At 41.8% G+C, this 21,272-nt stretch carries 25 protein-coding genes; 10 read left to right on the forward strand and 15 right to left on the reverse strand.

The window, feature by feature from the left end; all coding sequences use genetic code 11:
- Positions 1–3: 3 nt before the first annotated feature.
- Together LJ707_RS03505 and LJ707_RS03510 are read left to right on the forward strand one after the other, a co-directional pair.
- The gene (locus LJ707_RS03505; RefSeq protein WP_228949348.1) at positions 4–555 is read left to right on the forward strand and encodes a sugar O-acetyltransferase; all 552 of its coding nucleotides are present in this window, start codon (positions 4–6) and stop codon (positions 553–555) included.
- 13 nt (positions 556–568) lie between these two features.
- Complete coding sequence (locus LJ707_RS03510) at positions 569–1,459, forward strand: SMP-30/gluconolactonase/LRE family protein (RefSeq protein ID WP_228949349.1); 891 nt, start codon at positions 569–571, stop codon at positions 1,457–1,459.
- A gap of 2 nt (positions 1,460–1,461) precedes the next feature.
- On the opposite strand, the gene LJ707_RS03515 is transcribed toward LJ707_RS03510, so the two are convergent.
- Complete coding sequence (locus LJ707_RS03515) at positions 1,462–2,499, reverse strand: LacI family DNA-binding transcriptional regulator (protein ID WP_228949350.1); 1,038 nt, start codon at positions 2,497–2,499, stop codon at positions 1,462–1,464.
- Positions 2,500–2,616: 117 nt separating this feature from the next.
- Here LJ707_RS03515 and LJ707_RS03520 point away from each other — a divergent pair, with 117 nt between their 5' ends.
- Both LJ707_RS03520 and xylA read left to right on the forward strand, forming a co-directional pair.
- Complete coding sequence (locus tag LJ707_RS03520; protein WP_228949351.1) at positions 2,617–4,104, forward strand: xylulokinase; 1,488 nt, start codon at positions 2,617–2,619, stop codon at positions 4,102–4,104.
- Between the two features lie 32 nt (positions 4,105–4,136).
- A complete protein-coding gene (xylA, locus tag LJ707_RS03525; protein ID WP_228949352.1) occupies positions 4,137–5,465 on the forward strand; it encodes a xylose isomerase in 1,329 nt (442 codons plus the stop codon).
- 61 nt (positions 5,466–5,526) lie between these two features.
- Here xylA and LJ707_RS03530 read toward each other — a convergent pair whose 3' ends face one another.
- The 4 genes from LJ707_RS03530 to pdxH form a co-directional block, all read right to left on the reverse strand.
- The gene (locus LJ707_RS03530; protein WP_228949759.1) at positions 5,527–6,651 is read right to left on the reverse strand and encodes an NADH-quinone oxidoreductase subunit D; all 1,125 of its coding nucleotides are present in this window, start codon (positions 6,649–6,651) and stop codon (positions 5,527–5,529) included.
- Between the two features lie 90 nt (positions 6,652–6,741).
- Positions 6,742–7,107 (reverse strand): four helix bundle protein, encoded by a 366-nt coding sequence (locus tag LJ707_RS03535; protein ID WP_228949353.1) that lies wholly within the window; start codon positions 7,105–7,107, stop codon positions 6,742–6,744.
- Positions 7,108–7,173: 66 nt separating this feature from the next.
- Complete coding sequence (locus LJ707_RS03540; RefSeq protein WP_228949354.1) at positions 7,174–7,671, reverse strand: NADH-quinone oxidoreductase subunit C; 498 nt, start codon at positions 7,669–7,671, stop codon at positions 7,174–7,176.
- Positions 7,668–8,315, reverse strand: a complete 648-nt coding sequence (gene pdxH, locus LJ707_RS03545; RefSeq protein ID WP_228949355.1) for a pyridoxamine 5'-phosphate oxidase — start codon at positions 8,313–8,315, stop codon at positions 7,668–7,670. The genes LJ707_RS03540 and pdxH overlap by 4 nt, the downstream gene beginning before the upstream one ends.
- 108 nt (positions 8,316–8,423) lie before the next feature.
- Between pdxH and LJ707_RS03550 the strand changes: the two genes are divergently transcribed.
- A complete protein-coding gene (locus LJ707_RS03550; RefSeq protein ID WP_228949356.1) occupies positions 8,424–8,987 on the forward strand; it encodes a YqgE/AlgH family protein in 564 nt (187 codons plus the stop codon).
- Positions 8,988–9,081: 94 nt separating this feature from the next.
- Here LJ707_RS03550 and purE read toward each other — a convergent pair whose 3' ends face one another.
- Genes purE through LJ707_RS03565 form a run of 3 tightly spaced genes read right to left on the reverse strand, consistent with a single transcriptional unit; the run spans position 9,082 to position 11,274 of the window.
- Entirely contained in the window at positions 9,082–9,582 is a 501-nt protein-coding gene (purE, locus tag LJ707_RS03555; RefSeq protein WP_255678718.1) for a 5-(carboxyamino)imidazole ribonucleotide mutase, read from the reverse strand.
- Between the two features lie 2 nt (positions 9,583–9,584).
- Entirely contained in the window at positions 9,585–10,130 is a 546-nt protein-coding gene (locus LJ707_RS03560) for a hypothetical protein (protein WP_228949358.1), read from the reverse strand.
- A gap of 4 nt (positions 10,131–10,134) precedes the next feature.
- Positions 10,135–11,274 (reverse strand): 5-(carboxyamino)imidazole ribonucleotide synthase, encoded by a 1,140-nt coding sequence (locus LJ707_RS03565; protein WP_228949359.1) that lies wholly within the window; start codon positions 11,272–11,274, stop codon positions 10,135–10,137.
- Between the two features lie 258 nt (positions 11,275–11,532).
- Here LJ707_RS03565 and LJ707_RS03570 point away from each other — a divergent pair, with 258 nt between their 5' ends.
- From LJ707_RS03570 to LJ707_RS03580, 3 genes are all read left to right on the forward strand, one after another.
- The gene (locus LJ707_RS03570) at positions 11,533–12,990 is read left to right on the forward strand and encodes an NADP-dependent isocitrate dehydrogenase (protein ID WP_228949360.1); all 1,458 of its coding nucleotides are present in this window, start codon (positions 11,533–11,535) and stop codon (positions 12,988–12,990) included.
- A gap of 150 nt (positions 12,991–13,140) precedes the next feature.
- Positions 13,141–14,283 carry a cystathionine gamma-synthase gene (locus LJ707_RS03575; protein WP_228949760.1) on the forward strand — a complete coding sequence of 381 codons (1,143 nt, stop codon included), beginning with the start codon at positions 13,141–13,143 and terminating at the stop codon, positions 14,281–14,283.
- A gap of 25 nt (positions 14,284–14,308) precedes the next feature.
- The gene (locus tag LJ707_RS03580; protein ID WP_228949361.1) at positions 14,309–15,112 is read left to right on the forward strand and encodes a TIGR02757 family protein; all 804 of its coding nucleotides are present in this window, start codon (positions 14,309–14,311) and stop codon (positions 15,110–15,112) included.
- A 274-nt stretch (positions 15,113–15,386) separates the two neighbouring features.
- Here the strand turns inward: LJ707_RS03580 and LJ707_RS03585 are convergent, their stop codons facing one another.
- A complete protein-coding gene (locus LJ707_RS03585; protein ID WP_194100608.1) occupies positions 15,387–15,605 on the reverse strand; it encodes a hypothetical protein in 219 nt (72 codons plus the stop codon).
- Between the two features lie 263 nt (positions 15,606–15,868).
- Complete coding sequence (locus LJ707_RS03590) at positions 15,869–16,384, reverse strand: hypothetical protein (RefSeq protein WP_228949362.1); 516 nt, start codon at positions 16,382–16,384, stop codon at positions 15,869–15,871.
- A 144-nt stretch (positions 16,385–16,528) separates the two neighbouring features.
- On the opposite strand from LJ707_RS03590, the gene LJ707_RS03595 reads away from it, so the two are divergent.
- Together LJ707_RS03595 and LJ707_RS03600 are read left to right on the forward strand one after the other, a co-directional pair.
- On the forward strand, positions 16,529–17,011 hold the full coding sequence (locus LJ707_RS03595; protein WP_228949363.1) for a hypothetical protein: 483 nt from the start codon (positions 16,529–16,531) through the stop codon (positions 17,009–17,011).
- A 104-nt stretch (positions 17,012–17,115) separates the two neighbouring features.
- The gene (locus tag LJ707_RS03600; RefSeq protein ID WP_228949364.1) at positions 17,116–17,910 is read left to right on the forward strand and encodes an SDR family NAD(P)-dependent oxidoreductase; all 795 of its coding nucleotides are present in this window, start codon (positions 17,116–17,118) and stop codon (positions 17,908–17,910) included.
- Between the two features lie 50 nt (positions 17,911–17,960).
- Here LJ707_RS03600 and LJ707_RS03605 read toward each other — a convergent pair whose 3' ends face one another.
- From LJ707_RS03605 to LJ707_RS03625, 5 genes are all read right to left on the reverse strand, one after another.
- Positions 17,961–18,245, reverse strand: coding sequence for a pyrimidine/purine nucleoside phosphorylase (locus tag LJ707_RS03605; RefSeq protein ID WP_228949365.1), 285 nt, complete (start codon positions 18,243–18,245; stop codon positions 17,961–17,963).
- An 83-nt stretch (positions 18,246–18,328) separates the two neighbouring features.
- Positions 18,329–18,943: a peptide-methionine (S)-S-oxide reductase MsrA gene (gene msrA, locus LJ707_RS03610; RefSeq protein ID WP_370632369.1), complete on the reverse strand. Its 615-nt coding sequence runs from the start codon at positions 18,941–18,943 to the stop codon at positions 18,329–18,331.
- 79 nt (positions 18,944–19,022) lie between these two features.
- The gene (locus LJ707_RS03615) at positions 19,023–19,781 is read right to left on the reverse strand and encodes an oxygenase MpaB family protein (RefSeq protein WP_228949366.1); all 759 of its coding nucleotides are present in this window, start codon (positions 19,779–19,781) and stop codon (positions 19,023–19,025) included.
- Positions 19,778–20,164: a DUF2809 domain-containing protein gene (locus LJ707_RS03620; RefSeq protein WP_228949367.1), complete on the reverse strand. Its 387-nt coding sequence runs from the start codon at positions 20,162–20,164 to the stop codon at positions 19,778–19,780. The genes LJ707_RS03615 and LJ707_RS03620 overlap by 4 nt, the downstream gene beginning before the upstream one ends.
- Before the next feature lie 70 nt (positions 20,165–20,234).
- Positions 20,235–21,101, reverse strand: a complete 867-nt coding sequence (locus LJ707_RS03625; RefSeq protein ID WP_228949368.1) for a DUF1080 domain-containing protein — start codon at positions 21,099–21,101, stop codon at positions 20,235–20,237.
- Between the last annotated feature and the right edge of the window lie 171 nt (positions 21,102–21,272).

Below are 21,272 nucleotides of genomic sequence, written 5' to 3' on the forward strand. Positions count from 1 at the left end.
ACCATGAAAACCGAACGACAAAAAATGCTTGATGGCGAGCTATACATAGCCGCCGATGCTGAACTAACCGAGATGCGAGAACGAGCCCGGCAACTGCTGCATCAGTACAACCAGATGATAGCATCGCCAACGGAAGAAAAGACCGGCGTATTGAAACAACTCCTGAGTAAATGTTCAACAATTGACATACAGCCACCGTTTTTTTGCGATTATGGCACCAATATTATTGCCGGCGACAACCTGTTTATGAACTTTAACTGCGTGGTATTGGATTGCGCTTTGGTAACCATTGGCAACAATGTGCAGTTTGGCCCATATATTCAGGTGTATACAGCAACCCACCCGTTGGTAGCAGCCGAACGCATTAAAGGGCCGGAGCTGGCTAAACCCATAACCATTGGCGATAATGTTTGGATAGGCGGTGGGGCAATTATTTGTCCGGGTGTAACTATTGGCGAAAATACCACCATTGGCTCGGGCAGTGTGGTAACCCGGGATGTGCCGGCCAATGTTTTTGCCGCGGGAAATCCCTGCCGTGTAATCAAGAATCTTTAACTAAAAACTTTATATGAAGAAATTAATATTATTGATAGTTGCAATGGCATTTGGCGGCCCGCTGATAACCAAGGCACAGCAAAAGCCGTTGTATGATACCACGCAGAAACCCACACTGGTATCGCGCCAGTTTGAATTTACCGAAGGGCCCGCTACCGACAAGAATGGTGATGTGTACTTTACCGATCAGCCTAATGATAAAATATGGAAATACAGTGCCGATGGTAAATTGACTGTTTTTATGGATAAAACGGGCAGGAGCAACGGTTTATTTTTTGACAACAAAGGCTGCTTATTAGCCTGTGCCGATGAAAAGAATGAGCTATGGGTTATTGATAAAAAGGGTGGGCATGAAGTGCTTTTATCAAACTTTAACGGTAAACGTTTTAACGGGCCAAATGATGGTTGGGTACTGCCTAATGGCGATATGTATTTTACCGACCCATATTACCAGCGCGATTACTGGCAGCATAAATCATCTGAACTGGATGGTGAAAAACTTTACTATTTAAAAAAAGGCAGTAAACAGGCAGTGGTGGCTAATGATCAGTTTAAGCAGCCTAACGGTATTGTGGGTACTGCTGATGGCAAGTATTTGTATGTGGCAGACATCGGCGATAATAAAACCTACCGCTTTAACATCGGGAAAAATGGTTCGCTAACCAACCGCGTACTGATCATCAAACAGGGATCAGACGGGATGACGCTTGATGACAAGGGTAACATTTACCTGACAGGCAAGGGTGTTACAATTTATAACCCGCAGGGCGAAAAGCTGTTTAACATACCTGTACCCGAGCAATGGACAGGCAATGTAACCTTTGCCGGTAAAAACCGTGATGTGCTTTTCATCACTGCATCAAAGGGCATTTATACCTTAAAGATGAACGTTAAAGGCAAATAACGCTATTTATAGGATCGCCTTGAGGTTGATGCACGGATGATAAGCTTTGGCTTAACACTGATAGTGCGCGGCACAACAGGCGATTCTTTATTTTCCGACTCCTGGAAATAGAGGTTGGCGATGGTTTTGCCCATATAATGGCTAAATTGGTCAATAGTGGTTATTGACGGGCTGGTCAATTCGGTAAATGGTTCGTTGGAGTAACCTAATATCCCCAGCTCCGAAGGTACCTTAATACCCATGGAGGTTGCCACCTCCAAAACGCCTAAAGCCGAAAAATCTGACGTGGAAGCGAATATGGCATCCGGTGGTTCGGGCAGGTTGAGCAGTTTGCGGGTAGCCTCGGCACCTAATTCTTTTGTCCAGGCATTTTCAATAATCAGTTCATTAATAACAGGTAGGTTATGTAGTTTCAAAGCTTCCAGATAACCTTGTTTACGCTGCCTGAATATATCAAGGTTTTGAGGGCCCTCAAGCAGGGCTATACGCTTATAACCCTGTTCTATGAGGTGTGTTATACCTTCTAACGATGCCTGGTGGTTATCATTCAATACCTTTAATGTTTCTACCTCATCGGCAACACGGTCAAACTGGATCAGCTTAATGCCATGATCTATAACGTTTTGCAGATGCGAATAATCGCTACCCTCGGCAGCAACCGATATTACTATACAATCAACATGCTGATTGATTAGCGCATTAACAGATTTTACCTCTTTCTCGTGCGATTCATTCGACTGGCAGATGATCAGGTTATAATCCTTACTGTACGTTGTTTCCTCGATACCGGCAATCACGTTTGAAAATATATTTTGATTGATACGCGGTACAACAATACCAATTGTTTTTGATTCGCCTTTACGCAGGTTTGATGCCAGTATGTTTCGCTTATAATTAAGCTCAGCGGCGGTTTTTAAAACCAGCTTCTTGGTTTCCTCATTTACATGACTGCTATTGTTAAGCGCACGCGATACCGAAGAAGCGGTTATGTTCAACTTTTCGGCAATATCGTATATAGTTGTTCTTTTTTTCGGTTTCATGGTCGGTTAAAAGTAATCAATAAAATTATGTGCAATCGATTGCATTTATAAAAATTTAATTTAAATTCGTTGCTAAATAATCCGAATAACCAAAACCAAGTAATAAACCGGTCTACCATGTTGCTATTAGGTATTGATATAGGCACATCATCTATTAAAGTTTGTATTGTAAATGCCGACACGCAGGCGGTAGTTACTGCTGCGCAGTATCCGGATGAGGAGTCGCCCATAAAATCATTAAAACCAGGCTGGGCCGAGCAGGAACCGGCTATGTGGTGGAATCATGTTAAACTGGCTTTAGCTAAATGCCATGCCACCGGTAAGTACAATCCGCAGCAAATAGCAGCCATTGGCATTGCCTATCAAATGCATGGTTTGGTTTTAGTAGATAAACAGCAAAATGTATTGCGCGATAGTATAATATGGTGTGATAGCCGTGCGGTAAAAATAGGAGATGATGCCTTTGAAGGTATCGGGAACGATGTTTGCCTGGGTAATATGCTTAATTCGCCGGGTAACTTCACGGCATCAAAATTAGCCTGGGTTAAACAAAACGAACCGGATGTTTACAGCAGGATAGACAAGATCATGCTTCCCGGAGATTTTATTGCCATGAAGCTGACGGGTGAAGTTACCACATCCATATCCGCCTTATCCGAAGGCATATTCTGGGATTTTAAGAACGACTGCTTATCAAAAGAGGTAAAAGAATATTTTGGCTTTGATGATAGCCTGTTTCCGCCGGTACATCCGGTATTTTCATCACACGGAAACGTTATTGCACAGATGGCTGAGGAATTAAATATCCCGGCTGGCATCCCGGTAGCTTATAAATCAGGCGATCAGCCCAATAACGCGCTTTCGCTCAATGTACTTAACCCCGGCGAAGTGGCCGCAACGGCCGGCACATCGGGGGTAATATATGGCGTTACAGATAGCCTGGAGTACGATCAGCTCTCGCGCGTAAATGCCTTTGCGCATGTTAATTACAGCGATAATTTAAAGCGCTTAGGGATATTGCTTTGCATCAACGGAACGGGGAGTATGTATAGCTGGGCCAAAAAAATGTTTGGCCAAACTTTGAGCTACCCGCAAATGAATGCCGAAGCAGAACAAATAGCTGAAGGTAGTGATGGCTTGAGGATATTGCCTTTTGGTAATGGCGCTGAGCGTATGCTTACCAATAAATTGATAGGGGCACACTTTGAAAATATCGACTTGAACCTCCATACCCGTGGTCATATTTTCCGTGCGGTACAGGAGGGCATAGCCTGCTCTTTCCGTTACGGGTTAGACATAATGCATGAGAACGGCATGAATCCAACGGTGATACGGGCCGGTAAAAGCAATTTGTTTTTGAGCGATCTGTTCACACAAATATTTGTAAACGTAACCGGTGTGGCTGTTGAATTGTACAGTAACGATGGCAGCGCCGGTGCCGCTTTAGGTGCCGGAATAGGCGCGGGTATATTTACAACAGCAGCCGAGGCATTTACCAATATGCAGGTTATAAAACGTGTGGAACCACAAGCCGGTAATAAAATGGAGCAATTATATAAGGAATGGAAAGCGTTGTTAGACAAACAACTTGCTTCGGTCAATTAAACAATTATTTAATATTAAAATACAATAAATCTATGGGCATAGTAACAGGAAACAAAGAGTTTTTTAAAGGTATTGACCAGATAAAATTTGAAGGACTTGAATCAGATAATCCTTTAGCATTCCGTTGGTATGATGCTGACCGTATTGTTGCAGGTAAAAGCATGAAAGACCACCTACGTTTCGCTTGCGCTTACTGGCATTCATTTGTAGGTAATGGCGGCGATCCGTTTGGTGGTGCTACACACGTTTTTCCATGGGATGAAAAAGCTGACGCTGTTGAACGCGCTAAAGATAAAATGGATGCCGCTTTTGAGTTCATCACAAAAATGAATTTGCCTTACTACTGTTTTCATGATGTTGACGTGGTTGATTATACCAACGATATTAACGAGAACGACCGCCGCCTGCAAGCCCTGGTTGATTATGCCAAGCAAAAGCAAGCCGAAAGCGGTGTGAAACTCCTGTGGGGTACAGCAAACCTGTTTAGCCATAAACGTTATATGAACGGCGCTTCAACCAATCCCGATTTCCATGTATTGGCACATGGTGCCGCTCAAGTAAAGGCAGCTTTAGATGCTATCATTGCTTTAGGCGGTGAGAACTATGTATTTTGGGGTGGACGCGAAGGTTATATGACCTTGCTTAATACTGATATGAAACGCGAGCAGGAGCATTTTGCGCGCTTTTTGCATACCGCAAAAGATTATGCCCGTAAACAGGGCTTTAAAGGCACGTTCTTTATCGAACCGAAACCTTGTGAGCCAACCAAGCACCAATATGATTACGATGCTGCTACGGTATTAGGCTTTTTACAGAAGTACGATCTTTTAAATGATTTCAAACTAAACCTTGAGGTTAACCACGCTACGCTGGCCGGGCATACCTTTCAGCATGAGTTGCAGGTAGCTGTTGATTCAGGCTTGTTAGGATCGATAGACGCTAACCGCGGCGATTACCAGAACGGTTGGGATACCGATCAATTTCCGAATGATATTAATGAATTGACCGAGGCCATGCTGATCATTCTTGAAGGCGGCGGCTTTCAGGGTGGCGGTATTAACTTTGATGCCAAAATACGGCGTAATTCAACTGATCCGGCTGATCTGTTCTACGCGCACGTTGGCGGTATGGATCTGTTTGCACGTGCATTGATCACGGCTGACAATATTCTGCAAAAATCAGACTACAAAAAGATACGTGAAGAGCGCTATGCTTCATTTGACAGCGGCAAAGGTAAGGAATATGAAGAAGGTAAATTATCGTTAGAAGAACTGAGAAACTACGCTGCCGAAAATGGCGAGCCACAAGTGATCAGCGGAAAACAGGAATACCTGGAAAATCTGATCAACCGCTATATTTAATAATTTTTAGTGTGTTATAATGGCCCTGCGCAGCGTTAGCTGTACAGGGCTTTTTTATGCCTTAACGGTCAACCTCGCCCAATACAAAATCGATAGAACCAATAATGGCTATCAGGTCGGCTATCATTACACCTTTGGCAATCTCGGGTAATACTGAAAGGTTATTAAAACTTGGTCCGCGCGATTTAGCACGGAAGGGTATCTCTGATTTTCCATCTGCAATAAAATAAAAGCCCAGCTCGCCTTTGGCACCTTCTCCGCGAATGTAATAATCCTGGGCTTTAGGCGTGATTTTACGGGGTAGCTTTGCACGCGGGTCAAAATCAGCGGTACGTTTCAATTCCTTTTGTAAGCGATCAAGGCATTGCTCAACAATTTTCACAGATTCGGCTATTTCATCAACACGTACTTTATAACGATCCCAGCAATCGCCAAGTGTACCCATTTCACCCTTACCAACCGGTATATCAAAATCAATTTCAGGGTATGCAGAGTAATTATCAATACGGCGCAGATCCCACTTTAAACCCGAGCCACGCAGCATGGGGCCCGAGCAGCCGTAGTTTATAGCTACATCCATTGGCAGTACACCTACATTGGCTGTTCGTTCAATAAACACCTGGTTTTCAGTAAGCAACTGGTTAAGCTCAGCCATTTTTGGCTTAAAATACGTTATAAATTCGCGGCAGCGTTCTTCAAAACCAACAGGCAGATCATAAAACAAACCGCCTATCCAGATATAATTGTACAGCATGCGCGAACCGGATGCCCACTCCAACATGCCCATAATATGTTCACGATCACGAAAACACCACAGGAAAGGGGTAAAGGCACCTATATCAATGCCATAAGTGCCAATGGCTATCAGGTGCGAAGCTATACGGTTCAATTCGCAAACCAATACACGTATGTACTCTACACGTTTGGGTATTTCTTTATCAATACCCAGCATTCGCTCAACACCCATTACCCACACATGGCTGTTATTCATAGATGCCAGGTAGTCCATACGGTCAGTAAACGGAATAGTTTGCTGATAGGTAAGACTTTCCGCGTGTTTTTCAAAGCAACGGTGCAGGTAACCCAAATGCGGAATTACATCTTTAACAATCTCGCCATCGGTTATAAGCTCCAACCGCAAAACACCGTGTGTTGACGGATGCTGCGGCCCCATATTGAGCACCATATCTTCGGTAGCGGCATTGGCTATCTTTTCATGGTAACGCTGTAAAGCTTCTTCGTATTTCGAATTTCGAATGTTCAATTTCGAATTTATTTATTGTTTATTACGCTGATTTTGTTTAGCTGTTTTACCTATGGCTGTAAAGATAGCGGTTAACTCTTTTGCCTCTTGTTTTAGTAAATAAACTGTTTCATTATGCACCAAACCACATTCCTCGATTAACTCTAACCAATAAATAGATTCATCGGCTTCTTCCTCAACGATAGTTATCTTATTGATAAAATCGGCAGTTGATTTACCCTTACATGCTGAACGATAATTGGCACCAACTGATGATGAGCTACGCAATAATTGATTAACAAGTACATTTACAGCACGTATATTTGGTAGTTCGCTACAAAACTTTATGATGTCGACAGCAAATTTCTTAGTGCGCTTCTGTAATTCTAACTTATCCACTTAATGGTATTTATCTTTTTTGTATCTACGTTAAATTCGAAATTGAACATTCGAATTTCGAAATCATCAATCTATCTTTATCCCCTTATAATATTCAGCGTTTTTATAATCTTTTCTTAGGGGATAACCTTCCCAGTCATCCGGCAACAATATTCTTCTCAGATCAGGATGGCCTTCAAAGTAAATGCCCAGCAGATCATAAGCTTCCCGCTCATGCCAGTCGGCCGTACGGTAAACTGTAGATACACTTTTAAAAGTAGGCAGTTTCTGGATGTTCCTGTCATGTTCAACACTTATTTTAAGCGTTAGCTGCAGGCGATAAGGTATTGATGCCAAATGATATACCACACCAAAACGGCATGCATCCACACCATAGTCAACACCACTAAGGCTTGACATGAAATCGAAGTACGTTTTGGGGTTATCGCGCAGCTCGCGGCAAACATCAACTATGCTGTCAGGTGCGATCAGCAAGGCAGGCTGCATGCCGGCACGTTCTTCGCCAATAATAGCATCAGCGCCAAATTTGGCTACCAGTAATTCTTTTATATCATCAAAGGTCATGGTGCCAAACGTACTTTCTTCCAGCTTTTTTTATCTGTTTTTTTATAAACTATACGATCATGTAAACGGCTGCGACGGCCCTGCCAAAACTCAATCAGCGTAGGCTTTAAAACATATCCGCCCCAATGCGATGGCTTAGGAACATCTTTATTTTCATACTCTGCCTCTAACTGCTGCATTTTGCTTTCAAGCACTTCACGGCTGGCTATTTCCTGGCTTTGCGGTGATGCAACGGCCCCAATCTGGCTTAGTTTGGGTCGAGAGTGAAAATACTCGTCTGATTCGTTTTTATTCAGCTTTTCAATGGTTCCCTCAATGCGTATCTGCCGCTCTAATGGTCCCCAAAAAAACACTAATGAGCCTAATGGATTTTTAGCCATCTCACGGCCTTTACGGCTTAAATAGTTGGTGTAAAATTTAAAACCATCATTACTGTAACCCTTTAGTAATACTATACGTGCCGATGGTCGGCCATCTTGGGTTGCGGTAGCCAGTGTCATGGCGTTGGGTTCATGCATTTCAGCAGCGAGTGCCTCATTAAACCACTTGTCAAACTGTTTTATGGGGTCGTCACTTGTACTGTCTTCGTTTAAAGTGGCAGCACTGTAGTCCTGACGTAAATTTTGTATCCTTTGGTTATCCATCAATGCAAACTTACAAATTAATTATACCGTACATATTGTTATAATGTAATTTAGTGTACGAACATAAATTTGCAATTATTGTTAAATAGTTAAGTAAATGTAAACCTTATGCTTAATTCAATATCAGCAGCGGCAGGGCGATTATTAATATCCGAACCCTTTATGATGGATCCGAACTTTAAAAGATCGGTTATATTGCTTACAGAATATTCAGAGGATGGGGCTGTAGGGTTTGTGCTCAACCATCAATCAGATATGTTGCTTGGTGACATACTGCCCGAATTATCGTATTCTGATCTGCCGGTTTATGAGGGCGGCCCGGTAGCTAAAAACACCTTGCATTTTGTTCACCGTTGCCCGCACAAAATACCAGGCGGCATTGAAATATGGGACAATATATTTTGGGGAGGCGACTTTGAAGAGGTTAAACAACTGATAAACACCTATCAGTTAAATGAAAGCGAGATAAAATTCTTTGCCGGATATTCAGGCTGGACACAAGGACAATTGGATGCTGAACTTATAGAAGATACCTGGATAGTAGCTAACCGCTTTAATGCCGATCTGATTTTCGCCAACAGCGAGCATAACCTATGGCGCGAAGTTGTGATCAGCCTTGGCAGCAGGTACGCGCACATTGCAAATTTTCCGGAAAATCCGTCGTTGAATTGAGATGAAGAGTCCGGAAGTAGGGAAGACCGTAAGTCCGAAAGCTATATTTTATACCAAAAAACTTTCGGACTTACTGACTTTACGGTCTTTCGGACTATAAACCCTCCATCTCCCTTGCTGATTCTTCTACTTTTTTGGCTAATTCCTGCTTGTAGGCTATCAGGTTATTGGTAACCGTTTCGTTTGCAATGCTGATAATTTGCGCGGCTAATATACCCGCGTTTTTTGCAGCGTTGAGTGCTACGGTAGCAACCGGTATACCGTTTGGCATTTGCAGGATTGACAGGATAGAATCCCAGCCATCAATAGAATTGCTTGATTTTACCGGGACACCAATTACTGGCAAATGCGTTAATGAGGCTACCATACCCGGCAAATGCGCGGCACCGCCGGCACCGGCTATAATTACCTTTATACCACGACCGGCAGCTTCTTTAGCGTATTTGAACATACGGTCGGGCGTGCGGTGAGCTGATACAACGGTGATCTCGTACGCTACGCCTAATTCTTTAAGCACATCGACAGCATCCTGCATTACGCCAAGATCTGATTTGCTGCCCATTATTATTCCGATTTGGGGGATATTTGGGTTCATAGTTAGTTAAATTGTGTTATTGTTCCTTGCTTTACTGTAAAAGATTTTACAAAAGTATCTAATTGAGCTTTGTATTTATCTTTATCAGCAAAAGGTAACGACCCACTCACAATTAGTATTGTATTATTAAAATAAATCGCCCTTTGATATATATAGCGTATATTTTGCTCAACTGCAGAATCTTTGTAACAGAATTCTATGCCATGCAATCCCTGAATTACAATCTCTTTATTGTAAAGAAGTTCCTTCTTGTTTTTAGGATTGGCTGCTCCGGCAACAATACCGGTATATAAATCATGTAAACTAATTGAATCTTTAACTATAAGATCTTTCATTTTAAATGATAATACCACAAATGCATTTGGCGCAACATCCGCCTTATACATTAAGCCCATTCCGTTTGGCAGGTTACTAACAACTGGTTGTTTAGGGAAGTCTATAGTGGCAATATCATCAAAATTTTGTTTGAAGGTGTTTTGGCTAAACGCCGTTGCAACGGTTAATGATAATAATAATAACGTTGCAATGATGGTTCTGATAAACTTCATACAATTATGAAATTACCTTCAAAGTCTTCTGCACATATCTTGCTTTTTCAATAGCCTGTTCTCTGTCTGCATCAACAATGGTTACGTGGCCCATTTTACGGAATGGTTTGGTTAAGGCTTTTCCATACAGGTGGATGTTTACTCCAGCGCATTTCAATACCTTTTCTATACCCTGGTAAACCGCCGGGCCTTCATGGCCGGGTTCGCCCAGTACGTTTATCATTATCGCGTTATTAAGGCAGGCTGTATCGCCAAGTGGTTGGTTGAATATAGCACGCAGGTGCTGCTCAAATTGAGATACTGTATTACCTTCAATAGTTTGATGACCGCTGTTGTGCGGGCGCGGAGCCAGTTCATTAACCAGTATCTTTCCGCTCTTATCCAAAAACATCTCAACGGCTAATAAACCAACTATCTTTAAATCATCTGCAATCTTTTTAGCTATCTGCTCTGCTTCCTGCTGTACCTCAAATGGCAGAGTAGAGGGGGCTATCAAAAATTCAACAAGGTTAGCTTGCGGGTTAAACTCCATCTCCACCATCGGGAAGGTTTTGATCTCACCGCTTTCATTCCGGGCAACTATTACAGCTATCTCTTTTTCAAAGTCAACCCAGCGCTCAACCAAGCTTGGCTCGGTAAAGGCACCTGTAAGGTCATCTTCACTAACCACTTTATACACACCTTTACCATCATAACCATCCTTACGCAGTTTTTGAATGTATGGGAATGGTATAATGCTATTCTTTAATTGCTCAGGTGATGAAATGATCTGAAATTCAGCGGTTGGTATATCATTCTCCTTAAAAAACTGCTTTTGCAGGCCTTTATCCTGTATCAGCCTGATCACGCGTGACTGTGGATAAACCAGCACACCTTCGCGCTCCAGTTGTTCCAAAGCGTCAACATTCACCTTTTCAATTTCGATGGTGAGCAGGTCAACCTTTTTACCAAAATTGTAAACAGTAGCGTAATCACTAAGCGAGCCTACTGTAAATTCTTCACACAGTTTGCGGCATGGAGCTTCCCGGTCAGGGTCGAGCACCTTGACTGTAACATTGTAATTTATAGCCTGTTGTATCAGCATGCGCCCAAGCTGGCCGCCGCCCAGTATTCCTAATTTTAAATCGCCGTAAAATGCTTTCATTGTTATCTGCAAATAAACGCATTTTAGTTAAGGTGTAAAAGCCCTTATTAACGTTCAAAATATAACTGCGCCTATAAGTTTTTTGCCAAATAATTATTTAGCGAATATTAACTATTGGATGCAAAGTATGATACAATCTTAACATAAACAGCCCAAACCTTATACTAATTTGACTGTTCAGGGTTAAAACAAAGCTCTAAAAGCGCTATATTTGCAGCGTTTTTGAAATAAGTTGTTTGAACATTTAAATAGTACTCGATGAATACAAAAATAGCAGTAGCCAATGGCGATGGTATAGGTCCGGAAATAATGGACGCCGTATTAAAAATTTTTAGCGCGGCAAACGTAAATTTAGAATATGAGTTTGTTGAAATGGGCAAATCGTATTTTGATGCAGGACACTCAACCGGCATGACCGAGCAGGCGAAAGCTACAATTGAAAATTTGGGTATATTATTTAAAGGCCCGATGGAAACCCCAAAAGGCAAGGGTGTTAAAAGTATAAATGTTACCGCCCGTAAGGTTTGGAACACTTACGCTAACCAACGCGATTTCCGTACGCTTAACGGTGTTGATACTGTGTTCTCAAAAGCAGGGATGAATATAAATATCACTATCATCCGCGAAAATATTGAGGATACTTACGGCGGCATTGAGCACATGCTTACCAATGATGTTGCCGTAGGCCGTCGTATTATAACACGCCCGGGTTCGGCACAGGTTATTCGTTACGCCTTTGAAATGGCTAAACGTAAAGGCCTTAAAAAACTGGCATGCGGCCACAAAGCCAACATCATGAAGCTTACTGATGGTATCTTCCTTGAAACTTTTTATCAGATAGCGAAGGAATATCCCGAGATAGAAGTGTCGGACATTATTGTTGATGACCTTTGTATGAAATTGGTATCTCGTCCGGAAATATTTGAATCAATTGTACTTACCAACCTGCAGGGCGATATCGTGTCTGACCTTTGTGCCGGTTTGGTAGGTGGTTTAGGTTTTGCCCCGTCAGCCAATATTGGTGATAATATCTCCATTTTTGAGGCTGTACACGGTACCGCGCCTGATATTGCCGGTCGTGGTATTGCTAACCCAACTGCGTTATTGCTTTCAGGCATATCAATGCTGCGTTTCCTGGGTTTAACTGAACATGCCGCCACTATTGAAAATTCATTGCTTTACACGCTTGAGCAAGGTGTACATACCGGCGATTTTGGTGATCGCTCAACCCAATCAGTAAATACTCAAGGTTTTGCTGATGCTATTATAGCTAATTTAGGCCAGGTACCTGCAAATGGCAGCGTAGTTGCGCAACCAAACTTTGAAACCCGCAAACCGGTTACAAGGCCTGCACAAAACAAGATAACTGATACAGCACCAAACATTACCAAAGAGATACAAGGTGTAGATATATTTGTTGAAACCGCCTTACAGCCCGCTGAAATAGCCGAGATAGCAAAAACAAAACTGAATGATAAGTTTAAACTGGTGATGATATCAAACCGTGGTACACAGGTTTGGCCAACCGGTTCGATATTTACTGAGCTGGTTAACCAATCACGCATTCGTTACGAAAAAACTGATGGTACAACCTTAACGCCGCGCGATGTATTCGCCATAGCGGCTGAACTATCTGACAGCATTAAAGTTTGCTCAACCGAAATGCTAAGCGTTTTTGACGGCAAACCAGGTTACTCATTAGCACAAGGACAGTAATTAAATATTTATATGTATAAATGCCGGCTAACAACCGGCATTTTTTGTTTAAGTACTAATTCAGTTTTATTACTTTTAAAAACTCGTATCAGCATTTACTATAAAATATAATTGCAGATGATACGTAAGCTATATACAGATAATATACATATGAAATTCGCAACCAAAGCAATACACGCAGGGCAGGAGCCCGACCCAACAACCGGCGCTATCATGACGCCTATATACCAAACGTCAACCTACTGGCAGGCATCTCCGGGTGATAATAAAGGTTTTGAATACTCACGTGGAACAAACCCCACACGCAAGGCGCTGGAAGATTGTTTAGCAGCTTTGGAAAATGCAAAATATGGCCTTGCCTTTTCAAGCGGTATGGGCGCGACAGATGCGGTAATGAAGTTGTTGCAACCTGGTGATGAGGTGATTACAGGTGATGATTTATACGGTGGTTCATATCGCATCTTTACCAAGATATTTGCCAACTATGGTATTAAGTTTCATTTTATCAGTTTTGCTGACCCTGAAAACATCCGCAATTATATCAATGATAATACCAAGCTGATATGGGTTGAAACACCAACCAACCCCACTATGCAGATTGTAGATATTGAAGCGGTTGGAAAAATAGCTAAAGAGAAAAAAGTGAAGCTGGTGGTTGATAACACCTTTGCTTCGCCATACCTGCAAAACCCGATTGACCTGGGGGCTGATATTGTAATGCATTCGGTAACCAAATACATAGGCGGCCACTCGGATGTGGTGATGGGCGCGCTCATGCTGAATGATGACGAATTGTACAAAAAGCTTTGGTTTATATACAACGCCTGTGGTGCCACACCCGGCCCAATGGATAGCTTTTTGGTATTGCGCGGTATAAAAACCTTACATCTGCGTATGAAAGCGCATTGCGAAAACGGCCGTAAAGTAGCTGAGTTTTTAAAGGATCACCCTAAAGTGGGTAAAATATACTGGCCGGGTTTTGAGGATGCGCCCGGGCATGAGGTTGCTAAAAAGCAGATGCGCGATTTTGGTGGCATGATCTCTATCACCATTAAAGATGCTACGTTAGAAGATACCTTTAAAATAGCCTCATCATTTAAAGTGTTTTCTCTTGCCGAATCATTAGGTGGGGTTGAATCATTAATTAATCACCCGGCTACCATGACGCATGGCTCCATACCAAAAGAAGTACGTGAAAAGGTTGGTGTGGTTGATAGCCTGCTGCGCCTGAGCGTAGGGGTGGAGGATATTGATGATCTGCTTGAAGATTTGAAGCAGGCGTTGAACTCCTAACTCCTAAACGGGAACTTAAAAATTTATGATCAAAAGTAAATTTCAAGAACTGCCCCTTCAGGGCGAAGGGGGGCTAAAAATATTCCTCGATGCTAAGGTAGCTCAATACAATCGTCCTGAATTTATTACAGCCGACCCGGTGAGCATACCGCATATGTTCAGTAAAAATCAGGATATTGAGATCATGGGTTTTTGGGCGGCAACCCTGGCCTGGGGCCAGCGGGTAACCATCATCAAAAAGTGTAAGGAACTGATTAGCCTGATGGATGGCGCACCGTATGACTTTATTATCAACCATGAAGAGCCCGATCTTAAAAAGTTGCTTAGCTTTAAGCATCGTACGTTTAATGATGTAGATACGCTGTACTTTATCGCTTTTTTCAGACAGCATTACGAGCGATTTGATTCATTAGAGGATGCTTTTGTTCCGGCCAATTCAACCGGTTGGGATGCCGAAAGGGCCTTGAATTATTTCAGATCATACTTTTTTTCACTGCCCGACTATCCACATCGTACTAAAAAGCATGTTTCATCACCTTCTCAAAAATCAACCTGTAAACGGCTGAACATGTTTTTACGCTGGATGGTACGCAAAGATGATTGTGGTGTTGATTTTGGTATATGGAACCGCGTTAAACCCGCCGACCTGGTATGCCCCTGCGATCTGCATGTTGATCGTGTTGCGCGCAAGCTGTTGCTTATTAGCAGAAAACAAACCGATTGGCAAACTACTGTTGAATTAACAAAAAACCTTAAAGCACTTGACCCTGCCGATCCGGTAAAGTATGATTTTGCACTTTTTGGTTTAGGGATTGAAGAGAAATTTTAATTAACCTTTATTAACATTCTAACCCTTTGAGTAATTGGTTAATAGCGCCTTAAAACGCTGATGTTAATAATTTATTGTATTAACCTATTGTAAATATTATATCTAATAGGCATATTTACAGCGTAATCCAATCGCAAACCTAATAATAAAGGCACATTTTCATGTGTCTTTTATTTTCAATATTAGCTAAATCGTTCTAAAGCATAAAAAGAGCATATAATAAAAATGCCCGTATGTTACGGGCATTTTTTAGGTGTATTACTGAAATAAATTTTTATTCCCAGCCTGTACCTTTTTTGGCTGCACCATTCTTAATGTGCTCTTCAGCCTTAGCCTTACCAAGTATAGCAGCAAGTTTGTTGCCGTCTTTATCTTTACCTGTCGCAATATAACGACCAGCTTTTACGTCGATTACCGGATCAATGATAGGAACGTTTTTGGTTTTGGTTTTTACTGAATAGGCTGTGATTGCGCCTTCGCTTTTTGTTGCCATAACTAGATTTTAAATTGTTTTACTAAGTAAATGTCTATACTGACGTTATTTGTTAAAAGCAAACATAAACCTTTGTATCAAACAAAAGAATAGTTGAACACATTTTTGTCATGTTTTTTATGCACAAAATGAGGTTTTTCACATTTTTTCACTACTCTAAAACTTATTTGACTGTATGGTTGTTATGTTCGATCTTACCAAAAAGCGATACCTGTTTTTAGCAAGTATCGCTTTTTTATTTTTATAACATTAGTGTGTGACTATTATTTTTGAGGTGACGTACCTACACCTGTTGGACTGGTTGTTGGCGACATGCCACCTGTACCTGTTGGCGATGTGGTTGGCGATGTCGGGCTTGTTGTTGGAGGCGTAGTCGGACTTGTGGTCGGACTGGTAGTTGGTGCCGTTGGACTTGTTGACGGTGGCGTAGTAGGGCTCGTCGGATTGTTTGGCACCGGTGTAGGGCTTGTTGATGGTATTGTATTTGGCGTAGTTGTTGGCGCCGTCGGGTTAGCCGGGTTCACAGGATTAGTTGATGGGCTTGTTGAACTTGGATTAGCCGGGTTTACAGGCGTGGTTCCTGGTGTGGTAGAATTAGGCTGAACCTGTTTGTCAGACCCTTTCTTTTTTGCCGGAACTGTATCCTGCTGCGCTCCATTTATCTGGTAAAATGCTACAGGTGTACGGTTGATATTGTTGTTCTGATCTGTCGTAACTTTTGCATAGCCAAACGCACATGTGGCGCTTACTGCTAATGCTATTAAACTTACTCTTTTCATAATATTATTTCTTTTAAATTATTTGTATTAACCAAAGCTATAATTGTGCCAAAATATTTCTTGTGTCAAAAGTTTAATTGTTGCTGATATGTGAACAATTTTAAATTTTGGCTGTATGAGTAGAATATTATAAGCACCATTAGCATGAATATTAAAACATTAAACATTTTAGGTATAGCGGCTATATTTGCCGCCTGTAACTCAAACCCGAATACCAAGACAGCCGACAGCATTGCCGCCGATAGTGCTGCAAGCGATACATCAGCACAAACCGCCGCTGCGCCGGGCCACGTATGTTTTTTACGTACTGAGGGTACTCAGAACCAGGATAGCACAAAAATTCATCTGATGATAGCAGGCGATAAAGTTACCGGTGATATGCAATGGTTACCTAAAGAAAAGGATGCCCGTAAAGGTACATTAGAAGGCACACAGGATGGCAATACCATTAAAGCCATATGGACCTTTAACCAAGAAGGTACAAAAGACACCATGGCTGTTGAGTTTAATTTTCCGGGTGATAAGCTAACGCAAAAACCTTATAAAGTGAACGCTAAGGATGGCCGCCAGCAAACGGATACCAAAGCGGGTTATACTGTAGTGTATGAAAAAGTAGATTGTGATTAATTTGCCATAGCACAGCAAACATGTTTTACATTAAGCTAACAGTGTTTTGGCCGTACTTGGTTTAATTTGCCTTGCCTGATAAAGGGCACTTAAACATTTACACCATGGATTTGCAATTAACCGGAAAAACCGCTTTGGTAAGCGGTTCAACACAAGGCATAGGGTATGCTATAGCTAAACGCTTATTAATTGAAGGCGCAACGGTAATTATAAACGGCCGTAACCAGCAACGTATTGATAATGCTGTTGCCAAACTAAAACAAGCTGTTAACGGGGCAGAGGTAAGAGGCATTGCGGCTGATTTTTCAAAAACTGCCGATGTTGACGCTTTGCTTGCCGCTATTGAAGATGTTGATATATTGATTAACAACGCGGGTATCTTTGAACCTAAGCCCTTTGCAGAAATCACCGATGATGAGTGGTTTAAGTTTTTTGAAGTGAATGTACTTAGCGGTGTAAGGCTTTCAAGGCATTATTTCCCTAAGATGCTAAAAAAAGACTGGGGGCGTATTATATTTATTTCAAGCGAATCGGGCATTAATGTGGCCGAGGAGATGATACATTACAGTACTACCAAAACAGCGCAGCTTACCATAAGCCGTGGTTTGGCCGAACTTACAAAAGGTACTAATGTTACCGTTAACGCTGTATTGCCGGGGCCAACAAAATCTGAAGGTGTTAGCGAGTTTGTAGGGCAGTTAGCCAAAGGCCAGGGTGTTACTTTTGAGGATGCCGAACGGGATTTCTTTAAAACAGCACGCCCATCTTCATTGATACAGCGCTTTGCTGATGTTGATGAGATAGCTAACCTGGTGGCTTATGTTGCAAGTCCGCTATCATCGGCTACCAATGGTAGTGCATTACGTGTCGACGGAGGAGTAGCAAAGCTTATTATTTAATCCGTTAAGTCAATAAAAAAACGCCGTTTCTGTTTAGAAACGGCGTTTTTTTATCGGTACTTACAAAGATACGACACCTGCTTATCGGCTTTTACCCTAAAACTTTTTCCGGCCGCTATCTCAAATGAATTACCATTAGTATAAATTTGCCATGTTTCATCATCACCAGGCAGCAAGGCATGTAATTCGCCTTCAATAATCTTCATAGTTTCATGCTGAGATGTGCCGAATTCATACTCGCCGGGTTCAATAACCCCGATAGTTGATTTACCCTCGGCTGATGTATAGGCCAGTGATTTGACCGAGCCTTCAAAATATTCATTAACGTTTATCATATCATTACATATAAATGAATTTCAATATGTAAATTTAATATGATGTACAGCAAAATGTGTTGCAAAAAAGGGCAGTATGTTCCTTATTGCTTCAACTTGGCTTTAAATATCTTTTCCAGTTTGTCCATTTTAGGCTTTATAACTATGCGGCAATATGGTTTTGAGCCATTAAGCTTATAATAGTTCTGATGATAATCTTCGGCCTTGTAAAAGTTTTTAAGTGGTGCTATTTGAGTAACTACCGGTTTGCCGAAAGCATTTTGATCATTCAGCTCCTTTTTGTACTTCTCGGCCAAAGCTTTCTGATCCGCATTGCTGTAAAAAATAACCGAGCGGTATTGCGTACCAACATCGGCACCCTGGCGATTAAGGGTAGTGGCATCATGCATTTTCCAAAACACTTCAAGCAGATCCTTGTAGCTGATCACGGCGGGGTCATAAGTTACCTGTATCACTTCGGCATGGCCGGTTTCGCCGGTACACACATCCTCATAACTTGGATTGGGCACTGTACCGCCTGAATAGCCCGACTCAACTTTCTTTACACCTTTCAGTTGCTGAAATATGGCTTCGGTACACCAAAAGCAGCCCATACCAAAGGTAGCCTTTTCGGTAGTTGGTTTGGGTTTGGCCTGGGTATTTATTGCGGTAATCATAACCATGATCACCATTAGTGTATTTACTATTAACTTCTTCATCAAAATAAATTGTTTAACTCATTTACGATATGTGCAGCACTTTAGTTTACCGGTTGCGGAGTATGACAAATTGCAGACATTAACGTATGTTCAACTGTGTTATCTGTTGCTTGTATTTTACAGGCAGCAACATATTTTTTATTATATCGGCTAAATTAATGTGCTTTAGTTTTTTATAAATAAATAATACAGGCTTTATCCATCCCCTGTTGTTTAACAACAATAACTGCTTAACAACCGGCGGTACCAGTACATATTGAACCCCAAGTACAAGCTGGTAGCGCAAAAGACCTAAGTGCATTTTGTATTGTTTATACAGATCAACAGTAAAATTGCTTTTTGTAAGGTTTTGTGCCAAATGCTGCTGCCTTGCAAGCAACCACTCCGCATGGGTTACCGGTAATTGTTTTAGCCCCATTTGCTGCCCCATGCGATAGAAAACATCGAACACCTCCTGTTTTTCCCGCAGGGTTAATTCACGCTCCAGTACCTCAAAAGACCGTATAGAATAATCTATCAGCATAAAAAGCACGTCACGGTATGCCCAGTCGGGTATTTGCGCGCCACGGCTTTTTTCAACGCCCTGGTGTATAGCGGTTATCTTGCTGATGGCTTGCAGCGCCGCGTCCTCATCGGCGAAAATTATAGAGCGGGAGTAAGCCACGGTTGAAAATAACCGGTCTAACGGATCAGCAGGCAACTTGCCGGTATAATACAGCCAGTCTACCGCTTTATTAAGCGCGAATTCAGCGGCGGCGCCCGCAAAGATAAATAGAACCGTATCAGCATTGCCCCATATCTGGCGAACTATGGAATTTTTAGCTACAAAGGTTTTCATGCGTGTAAAACAGGTTTATTTTTTGAGCGCTGTTGTTCAATTAAAGTAATGGTAATGGCTCCAAGTGTATAGGCCAACATATCTATCCAGTTAAAGGAGGAGCCCATAACCGTCATAGCAAATTTTGATTGCCCAAGACCAAGCCGTACAGCAAGGTTCAGGTATTGACTAAGCTCAACCAGGTAAGCAAACATTAATGAAGCCAATGCCACCATAACAGGAGGCTTATTGATAAATGCCATAACAAAGCAGTACACCAGCATTACCACCAGGTAATCACCGCCGTAAGGGCGAATGATAGCATCATTAACATACAAAGCTATCAGGCATTCTACTATAAACAGCAGCACAAATAGTAAGAAATACCATTTATAAAATTTCATAATTTAAAAGTACTTTCAAATACAAAGTAAATGAAAATATCTTTATTAATCAAATGATAAATGCGATTGACTATTTAAAATAAGCTGCGTATACTGCGGGAAGTGCTTTAATTGGTTTTATATAGATGTTTTTATAGTAAACCTCGGCTGCCTCGCTTTGTATTTGCAGCTTTCCGCTGGTGAGTGGTTTGTATACGTTACCGTCTTTATATGATGAACCGCTCAACGCCATAACAACATGGCCATTCAATATGTGCAGGCTTTTGTCGCCAAAGCATATCAGTTCGAGGGTGTTCCAGCCATTACCGGGCTTTTCGTAATTATGGCTTTGCTGTACAAAATTATTGCCCGCACCCATAAAGGTTTTCGTACCTGCCGGATCATAAACCATGGTATCTTTTTTAGCAGGTGTTTTTTTGGTAGTAATATATCCGGCTGATGAGGCAATGCACCAGTAATCGCCGCAGCCGCCTTCCATCACCTGTAGTTCCTGGCCCAACATCCACGATCTCCAGTAGTCTGCCCCGGCAGGGCCGTCAGAGTGATAAATAATACCCGAATCCTTGGGTTCATTTAAACGGGGAACCCACTTTTTATCGCCCCATTTTACCATCAGTTTAAGATGATAATTTTTAAAGGATTGTTTGGTATACAGGCAACCATATATTTCGCCGCTTACATGAAGTACCGGTTCCCGGCTGTTTTTATCAATGGTAAATACACCTGTCTTGTCGTTGTTATATCCTACAGGTTTTTCAGGTCTGCCTTTACTGTCAACGGGCATATCACCTTTATAGCCATTTTTATGGCGAAAGCTCAGGTATGTATCCCATTTACTAAGCTTGCTATCCAGCAGGGGTACCCAACCATCGTTAACAGTGAATGAGGTTGAGATGAATATTAGTATCGCGATAAAAAAGTAAAAAATACGCTTCATTTTAAGGTTTATTGATGCCCTTAAATTACTGTGTTACGGCATTACTATTTTACCAAAACATGGTGTTATATTAACAAGGTGAGTGGGAGCGGAACTCTATGTATGCACCGCGATTCAAGCACAAACCGCGGGCATAGCATAGTAGTTATAGGTAGATGTGAGAAAACTGCT

This window comes from Mucilaginibacter sp. UR6-1 (assembly GCF_020880975.1).
Lineage (GTDB): Bacteria > Bacteroidota > Bacteroidia > Sphingobacteriales > Sphingobacteriaceae > Mucilaginibacter.

Bases quoted from the DNA above. Each gene is read 5' to 3' on its own strand.
- LJ707_RS03615 (WP_228949366.1), bottom strand. From the start codon at position 19,781: ATGAAAACCTTTGTAGCTAAAAATTCCATAGTTCGCCAGATATGGGGC.
- pdxH (WP_228949355.1), bottom strand. From the start codon at position 8,315: ATGGATAACCAAAGGATACAAAATTTACGTCAGGACTACAGTGCTGCC.
- LJ707_RS03560 (WP_228949358.1), bottom strand. From the start codon at position 10,130: ATGAAGTTTATCAGAACCATCATTGCAACGTTATTATTATTATCATTA.
- LJ707_RS03575 (WP_228949760.1), top strand. From the start codon at position 13,141: ATGAAATTCGCAACCAAAGCAATACACGCAGGGCAGGAGCCCGACCCA.
- LJ707_RS03530 (WP_228949759.1), bottom strand. From the start codon at position 6,651: ATGGTGCTCAATATGGGGCCGCAGCATCCGTCAACACACGGTGTTTTG.
- LJ707_RS03520 (WP_228949351.1), top strand. From the start codon at position 2,617: ATGTTGCTATTAGGTATTGATATAGGCACATCATCTATTAAAGTTTGT.
- LJ707_RS03515 (WP_228949350.1), bottom strand. From the start codon at position 2,499: ATGAAACCGAAAAAAAGAACAACTATATACGATATTGCCGAAAAGTTG.
- LJ707_RS03595 (WP_228949363.1), top strand. From the start codon at position 16,529: ATGAATATTAAAACATTAAACATTTTAGGTATAGCGGCTATATTTGCC.
- purE (WP_255678718.1), bottom strand. From the start codon at position 9,582: ATGAACCCAAATATCCCCCAAATCGGAATAATAATGGGCAGCAAATCA.
- LJ707_RS03590 (WP_228949362.1), bottom strand. From the start codon at position 16,384: ATGAAAAGAGTAAGTTTAATAGCATTAGCAGTAAGCGCCACATGTGCG.
- xylA (WP_228949352.1), top strand. From the start codon at position 4,137: ATGGGCATAGTAACAGGAAACAAAGAGTTTTTTAAAGGTATTGACCAG.
- LJ707_RS03505 (WP_228949348.1), top strand. From the start codon at position 4: ATGAAAACCGAACGACAAAAAATGCTTGATGGCGAGCTATACATAGCC.
- LJ707_RS03510 (WP_228949349.1), top strand. From the start codon at position 569: ATGAAGAAATTAATATTATTGATAGTTGCAATGGCATTTGGCGGCCCG.
- LJ707_RS03540 (WP_228949354.1), bottom strand. From the start codon at position 7,671: ATGACCTTTGATGATATAAAAGAATTACTGGTAGCCAAATTTGGCGCT.
- LJ707_RS03550 (WP_228949356.1), top strand. From the start codon at position 8,424: ATGCTTAATTCAATATCAGCAGCGGCAGGGCGATTATTAATATCCGAA.
- LJ707_RS03625 (WP_228949368.1), bottom strand. From the start codon at position 21,101: ATGAAGCGTATTTTTTACTTTTTTATCGCGATACTAATATTCATCTCA.
- LJ707_RS03585 (WP_194100608.1), bottom strand. From the start codon at position 15,605: ATGGCAACAAAAAGCGAAGGCGCAATCACAGCCTATTCAGTAAAAACC.
- LJ707_RS03620 (WP_228949367.1), bottom strand. From the start codon at position 20,164: ATGAAATTTTATAAATGGTATTTCTTACTATTTGTGCTGCTGTTTATA.
- LJ707_RS03570 (WP_228949360.1), top strand. From the start codon at position 11,533: ATGAATACAAAAATAGCAGTAGCCAATGGCGATGGTATAGGTCCGGAA.
- LJ707_RS03580 (WP_228949361.1), top strand. From the start codon at position 14,309: ATGATCAAAAGTAAATTTCAAGAACTGCCCCTTCAGGGCGAAGGGGGG.
- LJ707_RS03600 (WP_228949364.1), top strand. From the start codon at position 17,116: ATGGATTTGCAATTAACCGGAAAAACCGCTTTGGTAAGCGGTTCAACA.
- LJ707_RS03605 (WP_228949365.1), bottom strand. From the start codon at position 18,245: ATGATAAACGTTAATGAATATTTTGAAGGCTCGGTCAAATCACTGGCC.
- LJ707_RS03565 (WP_228949359.1), bottom strand. From the start codon at position 11,274: ATGAAAGCATTTTACGGCGATTTAAAATTAGGAATACTGGGCGGCGGC.
- msrA (WP_370632369.1), bottom strand. From the start codon at position 18,943: ATGAAGAAGTTAATAGTAAATACACTAATGGTGATCATGGTTATGATT.